At 70.9% G+C, this 20960-nt stretch carries 16 protein-coding genes; 7 read left to right on the top strand and 9 right to left on the bottom strand.

Annotated elements, in window-relative coordinates:
* Positions 1 to 115: 115 nt before the first annotated feature.
* Entirely contained in the window at positions 116 to 1168 is a 1053-nt protein-coding gene (locus OG552_RS33640; protein ID WP_329139503.1) for a LacI family DNA-binding transcriptional regulator, read from the top strand.
* A 36-nt stretch (positions 1169 to 1204) separates the two neighbouring features.
* On the opposite strand, the gene OG552_RS33635 is transcribed toward OG552_RS33640, so the two are convergent.
* The 5 genes from OG552_RS33635 to OG552_RS33615 form a co-directional block, all read right to left on the bottom strand.
* A complete protein-coding gene (locus OG552_RS33635; protein WP_329139501.1) occupies positions 1205 to 1906 on the bottom strand; it encodes a 4'-phosphopantetheinyl transferase family protein in 702 nt (233 codons plus the stop codon).
* Positions 1903 to 2769 (bottom strand): metallophosphoesterase family protein, encoded by an 867-nt coding sequence (locus tag OG552_RS33630; RefSeq protein ID WP_329139499.1) that lies wholly within the window; start codon positions 2767 to 2769, stop codon positions 1903 to 1905. Before OG552_RS33630 ends, OG552_RS33635 begins: the two co-directional genes overlap by 4 nt.
* Positions 2770 to 2875: 106 nt before the next feature.
* A complete protein-coding gene (locus OG552_RS33625) occupies positions 2876 to 4063 on the bottom strand; it encodes an acetyl-CoA C-acyltransferase (protein ID WP_329139497.1) in 1188 nt (395 codons plus the stop codon).
* A 74-nt stretch (positions 4064 to 4137) separates the two neighbouring features.
* Positions 4138 to 4617 (bottom strand): MarR family winged helix-turn-helix transcriptional regulator, encoded by a 480-nt coding sequence (locus tag OG552_RS33620; protein WP_329139495.1) that lies wholly within the window; start codon positions 4615 to 4617, stop codon positions 4138 to 4140.
* Between the two features lie 275 nt (positions 4618 to 4892).
* Positions 4893 to 5369, bottom strand: a complete 477-nt coding sequence (locus tag OG552_RS33615; RefSeq protein WP_329139493.1) for an RNA-binding S4 domain-containing protein — start codon at positions 5367 to 5369, stop codon at positions 4893 to 4895.
* Between the two features lie 165 nt (positions 5370 to 5534).
* On the opposite strand from OG552_RS33615, the gene OG552_RS33610 reads away from it, so the two are divergent.
* Positions 5535 to 6428, top strand: a complete 894-nt coding sequence (locus OG552_RS33610) for a LysR family transcriptional regulator (protein ID WP_329139491.1) — start codon at positions 5535 to 5537, stop codon at positions 6426 to 6428.
* Positions 6429 to 6439: 11 nt separating this feature from the next.
* On the opposite strand, the gene OG552_RS33605 is transcribed toward OG552_RS33610, so the two are convergent.
* Positions 6440 to 7699: a phosphodiester glycosidase family protein gene (locus OG552_RS33605; protein ID WP_329139489.1), complete on the bottom strand. Its 1260-nt coding sequence runs from the start codon at positions 7697 to 7699 to the stop codon at positions 6440 to 6442.
* A 457-nt stretch (positions 7700 to 8156) separates the two neighbouring features.
* Here OG552_RS33605 and OG552_RS33600 point away from each other — a divergent pair, with 457 nt between their 5' ends.
* The gene (locus OG552_RS33600) at positions 8157 to 9146 is read left to right on the top strand and encodes a phosphotransferase family protein (RefSeq protein ID WP_329139487.1); all 990 of its coding nucleotides are present in this window, start codon (positions 8157 to 8159) and stop codon (positions 9144 to 9146) included.
* Positions 9147 to 9491: 345 nt separating this feature from the next.
* On the opposite strand, the gene OG552_RS33595 is transcribed toward OG552_RS33600, so the two are convergent.
* Positions 9492 to 10493 (bottom strand): beta-ketoacyl-ACP synthase III, encoded by a 1002-nt coding sequence (locus tag OG552_RS33595; protein WP_329139485.1) that lies wholly within the window; start codon positions 10491 to 10493, stop codon positions 9492 to 9494.
* A gap of 185 nt (positions 10494 to 10678) precedes the next feature.
* Positions 10679 to 12916 carry an ATP-binding protein gene (locus OG552_RS33590; RefSeq protein ID WP_329139483.1) on the bottom strand — a complete coding sequence of 746 codons (2238 nt, stop codon included), beginning with the start codon at positions 12914 to 12916 and terminating at the stop codon, positions 10679 to 10681.
* A gap of 514 nt (positions 12917 to 13430) precedes the next feature.
* On the opposite strand from OG552_RS33590, the gene OG552_RS33585 reads away from it, so the two are divergent.
* The 4 genes from OG552_RS33585 to OG552_RS33570 all read left to right on the top strand — a co-directional run bounded on the left by OG552_RS33585 (position 13431) and on the right by OG552_RS33570 (position 18197).
* Complete coding sequence (locus tag OG552_RS33585) at positions 13431 to 14798, top strand: ABC transporter substrate-binding protein (protein ID WP_443071102.1); 1368 nt, start codon at positions 13431 to 13433, stop codon at positions 14796 to 14798.
* On the top strand, positions 14798 to 15820 hold the full coding sequence (locus OG552_RS33580; RefSeq protein WP_329139481.1) for a carbohydrate ABC transporter permease: 1023 nt from the start codon (positions 14798 to 14800) through the stop codon (positions 15818 to 15820). The genes OG552_RS33585 and OG552_RS33580 overlap by 1 nt, the downstream gene beginning before the upstream one ends.
* Positions 15817 to 16737, top strand: coding sequence for a carbohydrate ABC transporter permease (locus OG552_RS33575; protein ID WP_329139479.1), 921 nt, complete (start codon positions 15817 to 15819; stop codon positions 16735 to 16737). Before OG552_RS33580 ends, OG552_RS33575 begins: the two co-directional genes overlap by 4 nt.
* Before the next feature lie 371 nt (positions 16738 to 17108).
* Positions 17109 to 18197, top strand: coding sequence for a sugar ABC transporter substrate-binding protein (locus OG552_RS33570; RefSeq protein WP_329139477.1), 1089 nt, complete (start codon positions 17109 to 17111; stop codon positions 18195 to 18197).
* 144 nt (positions 18198 to 18341) lie between these two features.
* Here the strand turns inward: OG552_RS33570 and OG552_RS33565 are convergent, their stop codons facing one another.
* Positions 18342 to 20672 (bottom strand): chitobiase/beta-hexosaminidase C-terminal domain-containing protein, encoded by a 2331-nt coding sequence (locus tag OG552_RS33565; RefSeq protein ID WP_443071224.1) that lies wholly within the window; start codon positions 20670 to 20672, stop codon positions 18342 to 18344.
* Positions 20673 to 20960: the final 288 nt, after the last annotated feature.

Below are 20960 nucleotides of genomic sequence, written 5' to 3'. Positions count from 1 at the left end.
GACGCGGCGGGCACGGCGGACGGGGTGCGGTCGGCCTGTGGGGGGCCGCCGCACCCCACCCCATCTGCGAAAGCCATCCGGAGAGCGCTCTCCTGCCCGTGGTATACATGTGTCCATGACGAGCAGCCGTCCTGCCCGGCCCCACCAGCCCACGCTGGAAGATGTCGCGCGGTTCGCCGGGGTCTCCCGGGCCACGGTGTCACGCGTGGTCAACGGGACGCGCAATGTGGACCCGGAGATCCAGCGGATCGTCCAGCAGGCGGTGGCCGACACCGGCTATGTGCCCAATCGCGCGGCCCGGACGCTCGTCACCCGCCGCACCGACTCGGTCGCGCTGGTCTTCTCGGTGCCGGACCACCGGGCGGCGGAGGACCCGTTCATGAGCCGGGTGTTCAGCGACCCGTTCTTCGGCCGGGTGCTGGGCGGTCTGCTCACGGTGCTGCGGCCGCGCGGTGTCCATCCGGTGCTGATGCTCGCCGACTCCGAGGACGCCCGGCGCGAACTGGCGGCCACTCTGCGGCAGGAGCACATCGACGGCGTGGCGCTGGTGTCGATAGCGCCGGGCGACTCGCTGCCGTTCCTGCTGACCGAGGCGGGTGTGCCCACCGTGCTCTTCGCCCGGCCGCAGACGCCCATCCCGATCAGCTATGTCGACATCGCCCAGCAGGCCGGCGCCCGGCTGGCCGCCGAGCATCTGCTGGCCCGCGGCTGCCGGCGGATCACCACCATCGCGGGCCCGTACGACTCCCCGGCAGGGGTGGACCGGCTCGCGGGTTTCCGGGAGGCGATGGCCGAGCACGGCCATGCCTTCGTGCCCAGTGTCGAAGGCGGTTTCACGCAGGAGGGCGGCGAGCAGGCGATGCGCCAACTGCTGCTGGAACACCCCGACACCGACGGCGTGTTCGTGGCCAGCGACCTGATGGCCCAGGGCGCTCTGCTGGTCCTGCGCGACCAGGGCCGCAGGGTTCCGGACGATGTCGCGGTGGTGGGCTTCGACGACAGCAGCGCGGCGCTCGCCTCCCGTCCGCTGCTGACGACGGTGCGGCAGCCGGTGGAGGACATGGCGGCGGAGATGGCGAAGCTGCTGATGGGGCTCATCGACGACGCGGGGCAGGAGACCCGGTCGGTGATCTTCAAGACGACGCTGGTGCGGCGCGAATCGGCCTGACCGCGCCGTGCGGACCGGCGGACTCCCCGTTAGCCGCTACTCGTTGGGTACGACGATGGCGGTCGCCAGGTAGCCGTCGCGGACGATCCAGCGGCCGGTGAAGACCTCGGGCCCGGTCTCCGCGGTGAGCAGCGGGCCAGGGATGAGCAGCCGGGCGGTGTACGTACCGTGGGCCGGTGCGGTGTCGCCGGGTGCCTGCGGGCCGCGGGTGAAGAGGAGTTCGGCCTCCTTGAAGGCGAGCATGCGGTGGTGGAAGGGATACCACGCCTTGTAGACGGTCTCCTTGGCGCTGAACAGCAGCCGGTCCCAGTGGATGCCGGGGTGCAGGCGGGTGAGGCCGGTCAGGGCGGCCTCCTCCTCGGGGGTGGCGAGGATGATCTCGATGACGTTGTCGGGCAGCGGGGCGTGCGGCTCGGCGTCGATGCCGAGGGTGAGGATGTCCGCGCTGCGGGCCACGACGGCGGCGCGGTAGCCGTCGGTGTGGGTGATGCTGCCGACGACCCCGGCCGGCCAGACCGGGGCGCCCGCGTCGCTGCCGCGCGGGATGGGGCCCGGCGGGTGGCCGAGCGCGGCGAGGGCGGCCCGGGCGCAGGCGCGGCCCGCGGCGTACTCGGCCCGGCGTTTGGGGACCGCCCGCAGGACCGCCTCGGTCTCCTCGGGGTAGAGGGGGGCGTTGTCGAGTTCGTCGCCGTAGGCGACGTGCGAGCGTACGGCGGCGGGCACCAGGTGCTCGATCACCGGGCGGCTCCCTGGCGGCCGGTGAGGATCACCCGGGGTCCGGCGGGCCCGGTGGGGCGGCTGCCCCATTCGCGGGGGTAGCCGAGGGAGACCTCGGTGAAGCGGACGCCGTCGCGTTCGATGACGCGCGGGATGTGCAGGTGGCCGTAGACGACCTCGGTGGCCCGGAAGCGGAGGTGCCAGTCCTCGGTCTGTTCGGTGCCGCACCACAGCGCGAAGGAGGGGTAGCGCAGGATGGCGGTCGGCTCGCGGTGCAGCGGCCAGTGGTTGGCGAGCACGGTCGGCAGGCCGGGGTCCAGGGCGGTGAGCCGGGCCTCGGTGGCGGCGACGCGGGCACGGCACCAGTCGTCCCGGCCGGGCAGCGGGTCGGGGTGCAGGAACCGTTCGTCGGTGCAGATCACGCCGAGTTCACCGGAGTGGGCGAGCGCTTCCTCCTTGGTGGTGGCGCCGGGGGTGCCGTCGCGCCAGGTGTAGTCGTAGAGCAGGAAGAGCGGGCAGACCGCGACCGGCCCGCGGGGGCCCTCCCAGACCGGGTAGGGGTCCTCCGGGGTGATCACGCCGAGGGCGCGGGCGGTTGCCACCAGGTGGTCGTAGCGGGCCGCTCCGCGCAGCGTCACCGGGTCGTCGGGCGGGGTCCACAGTTCGTGGTTGCCGGGCAGCCAGATGACCGTGCCGAAGTGCTCCTTGAGGGTGGTCAGCGCCCAGGTGATGTCCGCGAACCGCTCGCCGACGTCGCCGGCGACGATGAGCCAGTCTCCGTCCGTCTCCGGCCGCATCCGCGCCACGATCTCGCGGTTCGCCTCGTAGCCGACGTGCAGATCGCTGATCGCCAGCAGCCGGGCCCCGTCCGACGCACTCGCCATCTGGACTCCCCCGCCTGTGTCGGTATCCGCACCGAAGATCCTCTCAGAGCCCGCGGGCCCCGGCCAACCCCTGTCTTTTCCCGGGGTGGCCGGTTCGCGCGGGTTCTCAGTCACGGTCGACGAGCACGGCGGCGCCCTGGCCGGCACCGACGCACATGGTGGCCAGGCCGCGGTGGGCTGCGGTGCGGTTCATCCGATGCAGCAGGGTGGTGAGGATGCGGGCGCCGGAGCAGCCGAGGGGGTGGCCCAGGGCGATGGCGCCGCCGGTGGGGTTGACGAGGGCGGGGTCGATGCCGAGCAGCCGGACGGCGGCCAGCGCCTGGGCGGCGAAGGCTTCGTTGCATTCGGCCGCGTCGATGGTGTCGGCGGTCCGGCCGAGGCGGGTGAGGGCGCGCTGGGTGGCGGGGACCGGGCCGATGCCCATGACGTCGGGGTGGACGCCCGCGCTCGCACCGGCCGCGTACCGGCCGAGGGATTCCAGGCCGAGGCCGTGCAGGGCCTCTTCGCTGACCAGGAGGAGGGCGGCGGCGCCGTCGTTCATGGGTGAGGAGTTGCCTGCGGTGACGGTGCCGCCGTCCCGGAAGACCGGCCGGAGCGCGGCCAGGCGGTCGGCGGTGGTGTCCTCGCGGATGGACTCGTCCTCGGTGACGGCCACCCCGTCGGGGCGGGTGACCGGCACGATCTCGGCGTCGAAAAGGCCGGCCTTGCGGGCTTCGGCGGCGTTGCGGTGGCTGCGGAGCGCGAAGGCGTCCTGGTCCGCCCGGCCGACCCGGTAGCGCTCGGCGACCTCCTCCGCGGTCTCACCCATGGCGAGCACGCCGTGCAGGTCCCGCATCCGGGGGTTGGTGAGCCGCCAGCCGAGCCGGGTGTCGTGGGTCTCGATGGACCGCGGCAGTGCCTCGTCCGGGCGGGGAAGGACGAAGGGGGCGCGGCTCATCGACTCCGAGCCGCCCGCGACGACGATGTCCGCCTCGCCGGCCGCGATCATGCGGGCCGCCGAGGTGACCGCCTCCATCCCGGAGGCGCAGAGCCGGTTGACGGTGGCGCCGGGGACGGTCTCCGGGAGTCCGGCGAGCAGTACCGCCATCCGGGCGACATTGCGGTTGTCCTCGCCGGCCTGGTTCGCGGCGCCCCAGTAGACGTCGTCGACACGGGCCGGGTCGAGGGCCGGCACCGTGTCGAGCAGGCCGCGCAGCGCGGTCGCGGCGAGGTCGTCCGGCCGCACGCTGGAGAGCGCTCCCCGGAGCCGTCCGATCGGGGTGCGGCGGGCGGCGGCGAAATGGACTGGTCGCATCGCGGACTCCTCGGGGGGCGGGTGCCGGCGTGGCGGCGGGTGGACCGCGCCTCCCGCGAACCGGCACCGCGAGTCTACGAAGGCGGGGATCCGGCCGCCGCCTGGCGGGCGGTTTCCTCCATCCCGGCGTGGACCCGCAGCAAGAGGGCCTGCAGGGTGGCCCGTTCCGCGGCGGAGAGCGGCGCGAGGACCACGTCCTGCACGGTCGCGGCGCGGTCGTGGAGATCGGCGAGCGCGGCGCGGCCCGCCGGGGTGAGGACGATCCGCACCCGCCGGCGGTCGGCGGGGTCGCGGGTGCGCTCGACATAGCCGGGCGTGGCCAGTTCGTCGATCACCTTGACCAGGTCGCTGGGGTCGATGGCGAGCCGGTCGGCGAGTTCGCGCTGGGCGTGCGGGCCGAAGTCGGCGAGCGCGGCGAGGATCGCCATGTGCCACAACCGCAGGCCGCGGCGGGCGAGTTCGGCGGCGAGCGCGGAGCGGGCGGCCTTGCCGGTCTTCGACAGCAGATAGGTGGTGAGGCCGATCAGCGTGGGGGGTGCGGCCAGCGGGTCCATGGGGCTCATTGTAGGCTCGGACCAATAGTGGGTCGCCACCCACTGTTTTGTGTCCGTCCCCTCGCCGGCCCCAGCGCGCCGGCCGCCTGCGAGGTCTGCCATGGACGTACTCCACCCCCGCCTGCTGGGCACCGCCTTCCCGGACGCCTTCCGCTGCTACGACACGGTGCTGCCGCCGCTGATCGCAGCGGTGCGGACCCGGGGCGACACCCCCGGGCCGTACGCGAGCTGGACGCGGACGGGCAGGGGGTGCTCGCCCTCTTGGACCGGGTGGCTCAGTCGCCGGCCGGCGGGCGCGGGCCGAGGATGCGGAGCCGTTCCATCGCCCGCCGGTCCCGCTTGGTGGGCCGGCCGGCGCCGCGGTCGCGTACGCCGAGGGCCAGGACGTCCTCGCGCGGGGGCGGCGGCGGGCTGTTGTCGACGTAGGACTCGACGGCGACGGGGGCGCCGACCCGCTTGTTGAGCAGCTTGGAGACGACGACCACGCGTTCGCGGCCGGCGTGCACCAGGCGCACCTCGTCGCCGACCCGGACCGCCTGGGCGGGCTTGACCCGGTCACCGTTGACCTTGACGTGGCCCGCCCGGCAGGCGGTGGCCGCCGCCGACCTGGTCTTGGTCAGCCGCACGCACCAGATCCAGCTGTCCACCCGCACGCTGCCGCCGGTCGCGTAGATCTGGCCGGCGCCCCGCGGGGGCCGCCCACCCTCCGGGGTCTCGTGCCGGACTTCCGGTCCCGTTTCCTCTCCCGCCATGTCCCCGAGCCTACGGCCTGCCGGGGGTGATCCGCGCGGATCCGGGCCGGCCCGGGGACCGCCGGGTCCCGGCGCCGACGCCGGCCCGGAGTTGACCGATGAACTGCCTGATCGTTAAGTACGGTTTAATGCAGGAAAGATCACAACGACACGGGGGGCGGGGGCGTGGAGCGGTACGAGATCGAGGCGTTCCTGACTCTCGCCGAGGAACTGCACTTCGGGCGGACCGCGGTCCGGCTGCGGGTGACCACCGCCCGGGTCAGCCAGGTGATCAGCAAGCTGGAACGCCGGGTCGGCGCGCCGCTGTTCGAGCGGACCAGCCGCAGCGTGGCGCTGACCCCGATCGGACAGCGGCTCCACGACGACCTGCGGCCCGCGTTCGAGCGGCTGGAGGCGGCGCTGGCCACCGCGGTCGCGGCCGGCCGCGGGGTCACCGGGGTGCTGCGGGTCGGCTTCGTCGGGGCCGCCGCCGGTCAGCTGATGGATCTGGCCACCGATCCGTTCCGCGGCCGGCACCCGGACTGCGAGGTGGCGATCCTCGAAGTGCGGCTGGGCGAGGCGCTGACCCGGCTGCGGGCGGACGAGCTGGACGTCCTGATCACCTGTCTCCCGCTGACCGGGCCCGATCTGGCGAACGGTCCGGTGCTGCTCTCCGAGCCGCGGCTGCTGGCGGTGCCGGCCGCGCATCCGCTGGCCGGGCGGGGTTCCGTGTCGGTGGAGGACCTGGCGGAGGTGGCGGTGCTGCGGGCGCCCTGTTCGCTGCCCGACCACTGGCGGGAGCCGGGTTCGCCGCGCCTGACGCCGGCCGGCCGGGCGATCCCGGAAGGCGGCTCGGCGGCGACCTTCCCGGAGATCCTGGCGCTGGTCGGGGCAGGCCGGGGTGTCTTCCCGGTCGGCGCGCACGCCACCCGGTCGCACGCCAGGGACGACGTGGCCTTCGTCCCCTTCCACGACACACCCACGCTGGACTGGGGGCCGGTGTGGCGGGCGTCCCGGGCGAACGCCAGGATCCGGGCGTTCGCCGAGGCCGCGGGGCCGCCGGTCCGGCAGCGGGCGTGAGGCGGGGCCGGTCAGCGGCCGTAGACCGCCACGAAGTCACGGGTGGCCTGGACGTAGTAGCGGTCCGGCGGGTCCTCGAAGTCGAGGATGTTGGTGGGCTTCGGGTTGGCGGGGTCCGCGGTGCCGTCGTAGGACATGAAGGACGGCCAGGCCCGGTTCATGTCCAGTGGCATCGCGCGGACCGCGCCGGCCCGCTGCATGAGGTCGGCGAGGGTGTGCGCGGAGAGCGCCTGGCCGACGACCATGATGATGTCGCCCTGGGCGGTGACGCCGACACCGGACCTGGGCACGTAGTTCTTGCTCTGGTCGCTGACGCCCCACTTGGCGTCGTCGTCGATGTCGGGCACCACCTTGCCGCCGTCGACCATCAGTTCCAGGCACTGCCGGACGCCCACCACGTCGGGGGTCATCCGGACGTCCCGGCCCCAGACGCCGATCTTGATGGAGCCGTCGCGGTAGAAGACCTCGGAGGCGGCGCCGTCGCGCAGCCGGCCGGCGGTCTTGCCGTCGAGGTAGAAGCCGCCGCGGGAGCCCCCGTCGGTGATCCGGAAGCCGCCGTTCCAGGTGGCGACCAGGCCGGCCCGCTCGCCCTTGGGGATGGTCGGGGGCACGTCGAAGGTCTCGCCGGGCTCGCGGAAGCCGGGGTGCAGCTCGAAGCGGGAGTACGTGCCGCTGATCCAGGCGACGGCGGCCTCGTACGAGGTGTGCTCGCCGTCCGGGCGGACGTAGGTGCCCTGGACGATGGGCTCGCCGTGGGAGCTGGCGAGGGTGCGGTAGACGCCTTCGCCGGGCAGTGCGGGGCTGACCGGTGCGGGCAGCGGGGCGTGCAGCGGGACCAGCGGCTGGGCCGCCACATGGGCGGGGGACGGGCCGGATACGGGGGCGGTGGCGTTCATCCGGGCCAGCGCGTCGGGGGAGAGCGAGCCCCCGACCTTGGGCGGGTTCATCCGGTACTGCCAGTCCTCCAGTTGGTCGACCACGAAGCCGAGTTCGTGGTCGCGTGCCCATTCGGCGAGCCGGGCGGTGGTGCTGTCCTTGCCGGGGTAGGTGAGCGCCTTGCCGACCGACCAGCCGAGGGTGCCGGCGCAGATCACGCAGACGCCGAGGGCGCCGCGGGTGGTGAGCTTGCGGCGGCGCAGCTGGGCCGGTGTCAGGTCCCGTTTGTGCTTCCAGGGCAGCAGCCTTCTGCGGCGCCGGGCACGGGCGGGGCCGCCGCCCGGCTCACCGGCGTCCGGGTCCGCCTGCCGCTCCGCGATCCCGCCCTGGCTCATGGCGCTCCTTCACGTCCGCCGGGTGCCCGGGTCGTGCGGTGTGCTGTCGTCCCCGGATCCCGGCTTGTCATATTTTCCGCTTTACAGACTTTGCGAGATTTATGACCGACTGTCGCGGTGCCTAATCGCCCGGCCCCCGAGAAGCACCCGCCCGGCCGCCGACCGGGAGAGCACACGGCGCAAGGCAGAGCCAGCGATCCGGCCCGGCGCGATTGGCTCCGGGCTCTTCCTTCCGGGGGTCCCCGCCGGCCGGCGGGAAGCGGACCGGTTCTCCCGGCAGCCGCCGTGCACCTCCGGCGCGTCCTCCGGGCCGACCCCGATCGCCGTCGTGCGGGCGCGGTCCGTCCGGCTCGGTCCCGCACCTGCCCCGCGAAGCCGCCCGCCGTCGGCGCCCTCGGCCGGGGGCCGTCCACCGCGTAGGGTGTGGGCGCGCGAGTACGGGGAGGCCGGGATGATCGTGAGCGGGCCTGAAGTGGAGCCGGTGGCCCGGCTGTTGGCGCGGGCCGGGGTGGCCCCGGCGCGGATCGCGGAACTGCGGCCACTGGCCGGCGGCACCTACAACAGGCTGTACGCGGTGGAACTCACCGACGGCGCCCGGGTGGTGCTGAAGGTCCCGCCGCCGGCGACGGTACCGCGACTGGTCTACGAGGCCGGACTGCTGTACGGCGAGGCGCAGTTCTACGCGGCGGCCCAAGAGGCGGCGGTGGCTGCGCCGCGGGTGCTCCACAGCGAACCCGACGAGGCCGGCCCGCACCCTCCCTTCCTGCTGATGACGCACCTGCCCGGCGTGCCCTGGCACGGCATCGCCGGTGCGCTGAGCGGCGCGGAACGCGACCGGCTGCGGTCCGAACTGGGCACGCTGGTGGCCCGGCTGCACGCCGTCAAGGGCCCCGGCTTCGGCTACCCGGCGCAGAGCACCGGCCCGCTCGCCGACCGCTGGGCGCCCGCCTTCGCGGCGATGACCGGCGCTGTTCTGGACGACGCGGAGAGGTACCGGCCCTGGCTGCCGCGGGAAGTGCCGGAACTGCGGGCCGCGTTGGCCGCCGCCGCGCCGGCACTCGACGAGGTGACGGTGCCCGCGCTGGTGCACTTCGACCTGTGGCCGGGCAACGTACTGCTCGACGGGCCGGCCGGCGGGCGGGTGATCAGCGGACTGATCGACGGGGAGCGGATGTTCTGGGGCGATCCGCTGGCCGACTTCGCCTCGATGTCGCTCTTCGCCGACGCCGCCGAGAGCGACGCCGCCTTCCTGGCCGGTTACGGCGCGGGCGGGGGGCGTACCGGCTTCGACGACGCGGCCCTGCGGCGGATCGCGCTCTACCGCTGCTACCTGTATCTGATCATGCTGGTGGAGGTGGTACCCCGCGGCTACGGCGGGGAACACCTCACCTGGGTGCGGGAGTTCGTGGGGCCGCGGCTGGAAACCGCGCTGGACGCGCTCTGTTGACGGTGGGACGGGTGGGTTCCGGCCATCACCGGCCGGGGGCTTTGCGGCGATCGTCCGGACCGGTCCCAGCGGCGGCACCGGCCGGTGAGTCCGGAAAGCGCTCCCAGAGTGGCCGGTTCCTTTCGGTGGTACAGCGGGCTCTGCAATGATCGCGAGCGCGCGGCCGACCGGCGGAGCGAACTCCCCGCCCGAAGCTTTCCGGCGGCGCCGGACGCCCTGACAGGCCCGGCCGCCGGCGGAGACCCGGTACGGCAGGGCGTGGACACGCGGCGGCGGTGGTGTGCGGACCACCGCCGTTTCGTGCGTTCCCGTCCCCCTCGGCCGCCGCCGGGGGGCGCCGCGGCATCAGGGAAGAGTGGCGACCACCGCGGCGTACGAAAGACCGGCACCGTAACCGAGCAGCAGCGCCGTGTCGCCCGCGACCACCTCGCCGGAGGCCAGCACCGCCTCCATGGCCAGCGGGATGGACGCACCCGAGGTGTTGCCGCTGGTCACGATGTCCTTGGCGACGACGACCCGTTCTGGCAGCCCCATCGAGCGGGTCATGCTGTCGATGATCCGCTCGTTCGCCTGGTGCGGGATGAAGGCGTCCAACTGCTCGGGGCTGATGCCTGATTCGTCCAGGGTCCGGCGGGCGACCTTGGCCATCTCGTACACCGCCCAGCGGAAGACCCGCTGCCCGTCCTGCCGCAGCGCGGGAAAAGGATGCCCGGGATCCTTCTTCAGTACGTCCCAGGGCACGCTCTGGGAGATCGCGTCGGCCTGTCCGCCGTCCGCGCCCCAGACGGCCGGGCCGATGCCGGGTGTGTCGGAGGGGCCGATCACGACCGCGCCCGCGCCGTCGCCGAAGATGAAGGCGGTGGAACGGTCGGTCATGTCGAGGATGTCGGTCATCCGTTCGACCCCGACCACCAGGACGTGACCGCCGCGGGCCCGCACCGCGTCGGAGGCGAGCACCACCCCGTGCACGAAGCCGGCGCAGCCCGCGGAGACGTCGAAGCCGGCCGCCCGGGTCGCGCCGATCCGGTGGGCGATCTCGGTCGCGATGGCCGGAGTCTGCATCAGATGGGTGAAGGTCGCCGCGATCACGCAGGTGATGTCGCCCGGGACCAGTCCGGCCGCGGCGATGGCCTTGCTCGCGGCGTGTTCCGCCATCGCCCCGAGCGTCTCGTCGGGACTCGCCCAGCGACGGGTCCTGATCCCGGTCCTGGCCCGGATCCACTCGTCGGAGGAGTCGATGTACTGGCACACCTCGGCGTTGTCGACGATCCGCCGGGGCCGGTAGGCGCCGACGCCGAGGATCCGGGTGTGCCGGGCGCCCACGGGCACGGTGATCTCAGCAGTCATGGGAACCATTCATCGAAACCTTTCAGACCGTCGCCGACCCGGGCGGTCGGTTCGGATCGGACCTTGCGGCCGGCGGCGCCCGGCGGCGCCGCCCACCGTGCTAACCGCGAAGGCCCGCCCGGACTTCCTCACCGGAACATGATCTCTTCCCCACGGCGGAAAAGGAGGCGGCACCCCGGGAGAGATCAGTGCGGGCCCCGTTGCCCCGGCAGCAGCGCCCGGGCGAGAGCGGTCGAGGCGTCGGCGGCGGCGCCCCGGGCGTAGGCAGCCGCGTAGCCGGCCTCGCCGAGAGCGGCGCGGACGGTCTCCTCGCACCGCTCGCGCACCATACGCAGTTCCGGCGCGCCGCGCTGGAGATGGCCGACGCTGCGCCAGTACGTCTCCCCCGTGCCGTAGACGGACGCGGCCTGTTCCGCCTGCCCGTCGGCGGCCAGGGCGGCGGCCAGCAGATCCAGGCCGAGCGCGATCCCGAAAGCGTCGCCGAGGAGACGTTTGCTCTCCAGCATGGTGCGGGCGTACGCCGCCGCGTCGGCGGGCGCGGCGGAGAAGAGAGCCACCACGGAGAGCTGGTAGTCCAGATAGGAGCGGGTCCACACCTCGCCGGCCCGTACGCAGTGCTCCCGCAGTTCGAGCGCCCGCGCCCGGCCTTCGGCGAAGGAGCCCAGCGCGGTGAGCGAGAGCACCTCGACCAGGTTGCAGCGCAGCCGGTCGGGTGAGCCGAAGGCGGAGCCGGGGGCGGCGCTCAGGGCGGCCCGTACGGTGTCGATGGCCTTCTGCGGCTGTCCCGTCAGCATGGCCAGCAGTCCGCCGAGGGCCGCCGCGCCGAGCAGCCCCTCCTCGGCGCCGTCCGCCTCGGCCGCGGCCTGTGCCTCGGCGCTGACCGTGGCGGCGAGGTCGTAGTCCCCTTGCAGGGCGACGGTCACGCCGAAGCCGATGACGGCCTGGGTCCTGGCCGGGCCGGGGACGGTGTGCACAGCGAGCGCGCGTTCGAGGTAGCTGCGGGCTTCCTTGAGGTGGCCGCAGCAGGTCCAGAAGTAGACGAGCAGTCCGGCGAGTTCCGCGGCCTTGGCGGGGTCGTGGGCGAGCCAGTGGTCGAGGGCGGTCCGCAGATCGGTGTGGGTGTCCTCGATCATCCGGTAGCCCGGGATCTGGTCCGGGCCCGGCCAGCCGGCGTCGGCGCGGCGGGCCAGGCCGGTGAAGTGCTCGGCGTGCCGTTCCGCGGTGGCGGCGACCTCGCCGAGTTCGCAGAGCCACTCGTGGCCGTACTCGCGCAGGGTGTCGAGCATGCGGTAGCGGTCGCCGTCGTCGGTGCTGATCCTGCGGACCACGCTCTGGTCGACCAGTCGTCGCAGGGTGGGGGCCACCTGTCCGGAGGACAGCGGCCCGCCGGCGGCGACCGCCCGGGCGGCGTCGAGGTCGAAGGCGCCGCGGAAGACGGTGAGCCGGGCCCAGAGCAGCCGTTCCAGGGGGGCGCACAGTTCGTGGCTCCAGCCGATGGCGGTCCGCAGCGTCTGGTGGCGGCGGGGCCAGACGAAGCCGGAGCGGGCGAGGACGTCGAAACGGGAGCCGAGCCTGGCGGCGATCTCGGTGACGGGGGCCGGTCCGACCTGGGCCGCGGCCAGCTCGATCGCCAGCGGAATGCCTTCCAGGCGGCGGCAGATGGAGTCGGCGGCCTCGGGGGCGCCGGGCTCGGCCAGCGGGCCGGGGCCCAGCCGGCCGGTGACCCGCTCGGTGAACAGGTCCAGTGCCTCCGGGCCGCCGGCCGGCAGTGGGCTCACCTCCTGGATCTCCTCCACCCGGGAGGACAGCGGGCGGCGGCTGGTGGCCAGTACGGTCAGGCCGGGGGCCGCGGTGAGCAACTCCCCCACGAGGTGCGCGCACGCGTCCACCAGGTGCTCGCAGGAGTCCAGTACGAGCAGCAGCCGTTTGTCCGCGAGCCATTCGCACAGGGCCTCGACCGGCATCCGCGGGGAGTGGTCGGCGAGGTCGAGGGCGTCGCTCACGGTCTCCAGGAGGAGGCCGGGGCCGTCGAGCGTGGCGAGGTCGGCCCACCAGGTGCCGTCGGGGAAGCGGATGTCCCCCTGCACCGCGACGCTGCCGCCGGCGCGGGCTTCCGCGGCTGTGTCAGCCTCCGCCTCCGCCGCAGGGTCGTCCCCGGCAGTGGTTCCGGCATGGGTCCCGGTCGCGGCCTCGGGCCCGGCGCCCGCCCCGGACTCGGCCCCGGACTCGGCAGAACCGATTCGGCCGGGCCGCTGCCCGGCGGTCGCGCCCGACGCCACCCGCTGGGCCAGCCTGGTCTTGCCGACTCCGCCCGGCCCGGTCAGCGTGACCAGCCGGTGGCGCGCCAACGCCGCGTCCAGTCGCGCGAGTTCCGGCGCCCGGCCGACGAAACTCGTTGTCTCCTGCGGAACGTTGCCCTTCATGACGACAGACTGACACCGACCGAGCACGTACGGAAACCGGACTCCCCGGTAACCACCCGCGAGCGCGGCGCCGGTGCGGGTGAAACATTCCTCTTGGTCCCGGCTTCTCCTCTACTCCCCCTGTTTCGACGCGTCTTGGCCGGCACCCGGACGGGCCGGACGTGAGTTACGCCGCAGCGCAGGGGCAGGTTGAACGCTGATGATGGGGAGTTCGCCGTTCGAACGGAAGGAATTGACGGGTCCACAGTCCCCGGTTCGGTCGACCGATGAGCGGTCACGACCGGAAGCAAACATGTTCCAACACCGCTGGGACATCACGGTACGGCAACGCATCCGGATCAGAACGTTGACGGCCCCCTGCATGTGGCGTAGAACTACCCTGCAGTTGCGATGGCGTTTCATCTTGGTGACTTCTGTTGGAAACGGATCGGCGCTAGAGCCGCTGGAATGTCCGCTCCCGCCAACATTTTCGCCTTCCGCTTCTTGGATACGCCCACACACACATGGAGGCACCATGTCGGACGTCGAGTCGTCGGGCAGCAGCACGGAAACGGGCCTGTCCCCGACGCGCAGGAATCTGCTCAGGGGTGTGGCCGCCGGCGCGGGACTGGCCGTCGTCTCCGGAGGTCTGCTCACCGCCTGCGGCGGTTCGGATGACAAGAAGGACTCATCGAGCACGTCGAGCGGTGGAACGGGCAAGGTCGCCGGCGCCACGGTGACGTTCGGGTCCAACTACTCCGACCCCGCGGTCAAGTCCGCCTTCGCCGCCCTGACCACCGCAGCGACCGCGTCGACCAAGGCGCAGGTGAAGATCAACACGGTCGACCACAACACGTTCCAGCAGAACATCACCAGCTACCTGCAGGGGACGCCGGACGACCTGTTCACCTGGTTCGCCGGCTACCGCATGCAGTACTTCGCCGCGCAGGGCCTGGCCCAGCCGATCGACGACGTGTGGGAGAAGATCGGCGGCAACTTCAGCGCGGCCGCCAAGAAGCTGTCCACCGGCATCGACGGCCACCAGTACCTGGTGCCGATCTACAACTACCCGTGGGTCGTCTTCTACAACAAGAGCCAGTTCGCCTCGAAGGGCTACGCCGTCCCCACCACCTGGGACGAGTACGTGGCGCTGGCGAAGAAGATGAAGGCCGACGGCATCATCCCGATCGCCTTCGCCGACAAGGACGGCTGGCCCGCGCTGGGCACCTTCGACATCCTCAACATGCGCATCAACGGGTACGACTACCACGCCAAGTTGATGAAGCACGAGGTGCCGTGGACCGACCAGGGCGTGCACACCGTCTTCCAGCACTGGGCCGAGATCATGCCCTACATGCAGAGCGGCGCGAACGGCCGTATCTGGCAGGACTCCGCCAAGGCCCTGGAGGAGAAGAAGGCGGGCATGATGTTCCAGGGCACCAACCAGGTGGCCGCCCAGTACGTCACCGACAAGGCGGACCTGGACGACCTGGACTTCTTCACCTTCCCCGCGATCAACCCGCAGTGGGGACAGGACTACATGGACGCCCCCACCGACGGCTTCATGCTCAGCAAGAAGGCGAAGAACGTGGACGCCGCCAAGGCGATCCTGGAGTACATAGGCACCGGCCCGGCCGAGGCCGAGTACCTCAAGACCGACCAGTGGGACGTCGGCCTGGTCAACGGCCTGCAGGTGCCGACGTACAACGCCATCCAGAAGAAGTCGGTGCAGGAGATCGCCAAGTGCAAGGCGGTGGCCCAGTTCATGGACCGCGACGCCGACCCGGCGATGGCCGACGCGATGATCGCGATCATCCAGAAGTTCATCGACGACCCGAGCACCGGCAACATCGCGGCTCTGCAGAAGAGCGCGGAGTCCCAGGCGAAGGCGATCTATTCCTGATGAGTTCCGCCTCCCAGGTGCGTAACCCGGCGGCGGCGACGACGACCGGACCCCAGAAGGAGGGTCCGGTCCGACGCCGCCGCCGGGGCGTGCGCACGTTGAGCACCCGCGACCGCGTCGTGGTGGCCCTGCTGCTCGGCATACCGCTGCTGCTGGACCTGGCGTTCGTCTGGTTCCCTGCCATCGGTACGCTGCTGCTGTCGTTCACCAAGTGGAACGGCGTCGGCAGCCTGCACCCCACCACGACCTGCAAGCCGAACCTGCCGTCGATCCTCAACAACGGCTGTGTGTACGGCATCCAGAACTACCACCAGGCCGTCACGATCTCCCCGGAGTTCTGGCCGGCCGTGCGGCACAACCTGATCTGGCTGGCCGTGTTCGTGTTGATCGCGACACCGCTCGGCATGCTCTTCGCGGTTGTCATCGACCGCGGCATCAAGGGCAGCCGGATGTACCAGAGCATCCTGTTCCTGCCGGTGATGCTCTCGCTGGCGCTGATCGGCATCATCTGGGAGTTCGTCTACTCGCAGGACTACGGCCTGATCAACACCGTCATCGGCCGTAATCACAACGGCAATTCCATCGACTGGCTGGGCAATCCGCATCTCAACTTGTGGGCGGTGCTGCTGGAGGCGACCTGGCGGCAGGCCGGTTATGTGATGGTGCTGTATCTCGCCGGTCTGAAGGCGGTCGACCCGACGCTGCGCGAGGCCGCGCTGGTCGACGGGGCCAACGCCTGGCAGACCTTCTGGCGGGTGATCTTCCCGGTCATGCGGCCGATCAACATCGTCATCATGGTCGTCACCGTCATCGAGTCGCTGCGCGCCTTCGACCTGGTGTACATCACCAACAAGGGCATCAACGGCCTCGAACTGCTGTCGGTGCTGGTGACCTCGAACATCGTCGGTGAGACGCAGCGGGTCGGCTTCGGCTCGGCGCTCGGCGTCGTCCTGCTGCTGATCTCCCTGGTGCCCATCTCGATCTTCCTTTACCAGACCTTCCGGCGAGAGGAATCGCAGTGAGCGCCGAGACCCTTCCCCGGCTGCAGGCCGCGACGCCCGCCGGCGGCGGCCCCGGGCGGCGGCGCCGGCCGCTGGGCCAGGCCGCCTCGCAGCTGTTCCTGATCGTCTCCTGCGTGCTGTGGGTCCTGCCGATCCTCTTCGCGCTGTACGTGGCGGTACGGCCGTACTCCGAGACCCGCAAGTACGGCTACGTCTCGATGCCGCACAGCTTCACGTTCAAGAATTTCAGTGACGCCTGGTCCCAGTCGGACATGCTCCACTTCTTCTGGAACTCGGTGCTGATCACCGTGCCGTCGGTGATCATCGTGCTGGCCCTGGCGTCCGGAGTGGCGTTCGTCCTCACCCGGGTCAACGTCAAGATCAATATCGCGCTGCTGATCGTCTTCACGGCCGGCAACCTGCTGCCGCAGCAGGTCATCATCACCCCGCTCTTCCGGATCTACCTGAAGATCCCGCTGCCGCACTTCCTGGCGGGCAGCGGCCTGATGTACAACTCGATCTTCGGCCTGGTCGTCATCAACGTGGCCTTCCAGCTGGGTTTCTGCGTCTTCGTGCTGAGCAACTACATGAAGTCGATCCCCGGTGAGATGTACGAGGCCGCGCTGGTCGACGGCGCGGGACTGTGGACCCGGTTCTGGCGGCTCACGGTGCCGCTGTGCCGGCCGGCGCTGGCGGCGCTGGCGACCCTGCTCACCACCTGGATCTACAACGACTTCTTCTGGGCGATCACCCTGATGTCGTCGGGTGACAAGCGGCCGGTCACCTCCGCACTGGCCAATCTCCAGGGGCAGTTCGTCAGCAACCAGAACATGATCGCGGCCGCAGCGATGATCGCGGCGATCCCGACCCTGGTGGTCTATGTGCTGCTGCAGAAGCAGTTCATCGCGGGCCTGTCGCTGGGGTCGAGCAAGGGCTGACCCGCCCGGCCGGCTCCGGTCCCGCACCAGAGGGTGCCGGCCCCGATGCCCCGGCGCTCCGACCACGGTCGGAGTGCCGGGGCGTCGCTGCGTCGGGACGGGCCGGATCCGGCCATCGGGACGGCCGGATCCCCTTCCGGGGTTTGATCGGTTTTTGCCCTAACGGCGCGAGTCCGGTGGACACCTGACGGTGTGGAGCGCAGGGCACCGTCCTAATGACGGACCTGAGAGCGCGACCAAGAGCCGTAGGGAGCAATTTGGTTACGCAACAGGCAGCTGCGTCTTCACTTATTGACGTGCCCGACACATACCAGTTGACTCTGCGCACTCGGGTCGCGCCGTTGCGGCCCTGTCCGGGGAGGCGACGTTCTATGAGCGCGATGACGCGTCGAGTGGTCGTGGGCACAGCCGTGGTGTCGTTGGCGTTCGCCATGGCCGCGTGCGGCAAAACGGGCGGCGACAAGGACAACAACTCCGGCGGCAAGGGCAAGGTCATCGGCCTGCTGCTGCCGGACACCGTCACCGCCCGGTACGAGCAGTTCGACCGGCCACTGATCGAGAAGAAGATCAAGGAGCTGTGCGCCGACTGCACGGTCGACTACGCCAACGCCGCAGGACAGCCGCAGACCCAGGCACAGCAGATCAGCAGCATGATCACCAGGGGCGTCAAGGTGCTCATCCTGGACCCCCAGGACTCGGCGGGCGTCAAGTCCTCGGTCCAGTCGGCGGTCGACAAGGGCATCAAGGTGGTGTCGTACGACCGGCTGGCGCAGGGGCCGGTGTCGGCGTACGTCTCGTACGACAACGAGAAGGTCGGCGAGCTGCAGGGCCAGGCGCTGCTGGACGCCATGGGTCCTGCCGCCACCCCGCAGGCCAAGATCGTCATGATCAACGGCGACGACGCCGACCCGAACGCCGCCCAGTTCAAGGCCGGTGCCCACAAGGTCCTCGACGGCAAGGTGGACATCGCCTATGAGCAGAGCGGTCTGTGGAAGGACAACATCGCCACCCAGAAGGTGAACGCGGCGATCACCCAGATCGGCGCGAAGAACATCAAGGGCGTCTACTCGGCCAACGACACCATGGCCGGCGGTATCGCCACCGCGCTGCGGGGCGCGGGCCTGCATGTTCCGCTGACCGGCCAGGACGCCGAACTCGCCGGTATCCAGCGGATTCTGACCGGCGCCCAGACCGCGACGGTCTTCAAGGACTACCAGCCGGAGGCCGACGCCACCGCCGAGCTGGCGATCAACCTGCTGAACGGGAAGTCCATCGCGTCCCTCACCGACACCACCGTCGCCAGCGGCTCCGGTCAGAAGGTCCCCAGCAAGCTGCTGACCGCCGCCTCGATCACCAAGGCGAACGTCAAGGACATCGTGACCAAGTACCACCTCTACACGGCCGCCCAGATCTGCACCGGCGAGTTCGCCCAGCCGTGCAAGGACGCCGGCATCCAGTAGCCGGCGCCCGGCAACGCGGGCACCCGACCGCCGGCGCCGCCTGGAGCGGACGTCATGCGGCTGGGCCGCCGGAGGCCAAACACCTGGCCTCCGGCGGCCCTTTTCCCGTTCTCCCCGCCTGACGTCAGGTCAGGGACACACGCGCTACGGGAAGTTGACGACGTTGCTCGGTGTGGTGTTGGACGCCGTCACCGCACCTGTGTCGTTGATGACGTGGGTGATGGTGCCAACCCCGCCCAGCGACACGGTCAGCGCGTCGTGGAACTTCACGCCCGAGGTGTTGGGAACCTCGAACGCGTGGTAGCTGTTCACCGCCGGGTTGACGTTGAAGTAGCAGTAACTGCCCAGCCCCCACGCCTCATGGGTGGTCACGTTCGCGCCCACCTTGTAGGCGGCGTAGCCGTTGACCGAGGCCGAACTCATCCAGGCCGCCTGGTTGGGCGGGTCGTACGGCATCTCGTTCTGGAAGAAGATCGTCTTGCCGCCCTGGCCGTTCCACACCACCTCGTACTTCTGGTAGTGCTCGACGAACAGGCCGGTGGCCAGGACGTTGTTGCCGTTGACGGTCAGCCCGGTGTCGGCGGTGTTGGTGGTCCAGCCGACCGTTCCCCCGGTGCCGTGGTCGGCGCGCCAGGCCCAGATGTGGTCGATGACCGTGTTGCTGCTGTTGACGATCAGGCTGTTGGTGGCCTTGCCGACGTGCTCGCCGCCGATCCGGAAGAAGACGTCCTGGATGGTGGTCGGGTTGGCGGCGTGGCTCGCCGTCGATCCGGACGGGCCGACGGTCAGCAGGGCCTGGGAGTTGGTGGTGCCGGCGTCGAAGAGCAGGCCCTTGAGCCGTACCCCGTCCACGTCCGCGACCTGCATGGCGTTGACGCCGTTGTCCGGCACGAAGGTCGGGTAACCGATGCCCAGCACCACGGTGTTGGCCTTGGTGACGTTGAGCGTCTGGTTCAGGTGGTAGACGCCCGGGGTGACGAACAGATTGCAGCCCTGGGAGAGCGCGTTGTTGATGGTGGCCGCGGTGTCACCGGCCTTGACCACGTAGAACTGGCTCATCGGCAGCGAGGTGCCGGGGGTGCTGCCGCTCGCCCAGCTCGGACCGGAGGCGTTGGTCCGCAGGGAGGGCAGGAAGACCCGGTACTTGTTGGTGCTGTCGATGTACAGGTACGGGACGTCGCGGGAGACCGGGGTGGTGGCCAGGGTGGTCTCGGGCGGGTTGGGGAAGGTGTTGGCGGGGGCGCCGCCGACGCCGGAGAAGACCATGTTCCACACGCCGCCGGCCCAGCTGCCGAAGCTGCTGTCCCGGGTGTACCACTGCTGCTGCGAGACCGAGGCGGTCTGGCCGCTGACCTTGGTGTCGGCGATGTAGCCGCCACTGGCGTAGCCGTAGCTGGCGGGGTAGAGGTCCAGGCCACCGTGCACGTCGATGCGGCGGAACGGCGCGGCCTGCGCCACGGCCCAGCGGTCGGTGCCACTGGACGGGTTGATCGCCAGGTTCTCCGCCGAGCGCCAGAAGTTCTGGGTGGCGTTGCCGGCGTCGGAGGCGTTGAAGGCGTCGACGGTGACGTCACCGTTGATGGTCACCTGGTCCGGGTTCTGGCCCAGGCCGGCCACCGAGGTGTAGAAGCCGACGTTGTCCTGGACGTTGTACGTACCCGGCTTGTAGAGGTCGGCCACCCGGTTCTCGCTGAACTGGGCGGTGTTGGTGTCCTTCATCTGGTTGAACTGGGCGTCCAGCTGGGCCTGGATCGCCGCGTCGCCCATCGACGGGTCGAAGATGTGCACGTTCGGGCCGAAGTCCGGGGTGTCGGACTGCGCCGGGCAGCCGGCCTGCGAACCGGTGTTGATGGTGTAGGTGGCGCTGGCCACCGCGGAGTTGGCCGACCCGGACTTGGTGGCGAGGGCCTTGACCGTGGTGGTCGCGCCGATGCTGAGCGCGCTGCTGTAGGTGGGCGAACTCGCGGTCGGCGTGGAGCCGTCAAGGGTGTAGTGGATCGCCGCGCCGGAAGTGGCGTCGGAGATCGTGACGCTCTGGGCGGTGGTGAAGGTGCCGCCCGCCGGGCTGAAGGACGGGGTGGCGACGGTGCCCGGTGGCGGCGTGGTGGTGCCGCCGGTGGTGCCGCCGCCGCTGCCCTGGGTGTACGTGAAGTGCGGCGTGTCGAACTGGGGACCGCTCTTCTCGTAGGTGAACCAGTAGTCGAGCACCGATCCGGTGGTCAGCGAGCCGACCGTCCAGGTCCAGGTGCCGGCGGTGTTGGTCATCCGCACGTTCTGCTGGTTCGCGCCGTTGACCAGGTAGTGGGCGTCGACGTAGGCCGCGGCGGTGGTGGGAGTGAAGGTGATCTGCGCCTGGGTCGCGCTCAGTTGGCTGACGCTCTGGGTGTAGTCGGTGGCCGCCGAGGCGGAACCGATGGTCTGGGTCAGCCCGAGCAGTCCGACCAGGGCGAGCAGCAGTGCCCCGAAAATTGCCATGGCCCGGCGGCTGCGGCGCCGTTCGGGTCCGGTACGGCCCTCGGAGATGGTGGTGCGCATAAGTGGTGGTCCTTTCACCCGGGTTCGCGGAGTGAACACCGGGTCAGCGCGGTGATTGTGGGGGTGTTTCGCGCTCTGTACTACGGATTCAGGGGACATCTACCAAAGTCACCCTTTGATTCAGCCTGTTGAAAACGCTCTCACTCTGCGGATCAGGGGCATTCCTGATCCGTAAGGCAGTGTCAAGTGGCGGTGGCGAGCAGTCAAGAAGCAGTGCGGGATTTCACG

The organism is Streptomyces sp. NBC_01476 (genome assembly GCF_036227265.1).
Lineage (GTDB): Bacteria > Actinomycetota > Actinomycetes > Streptomycetales > Streptomycetaceae > Actinacidiphila.
The sequence above is the reverse complement of the archived record's forward strand: the minus strand, read 5'-3'. Positions and strand labels throughout refer to the sequence as shown.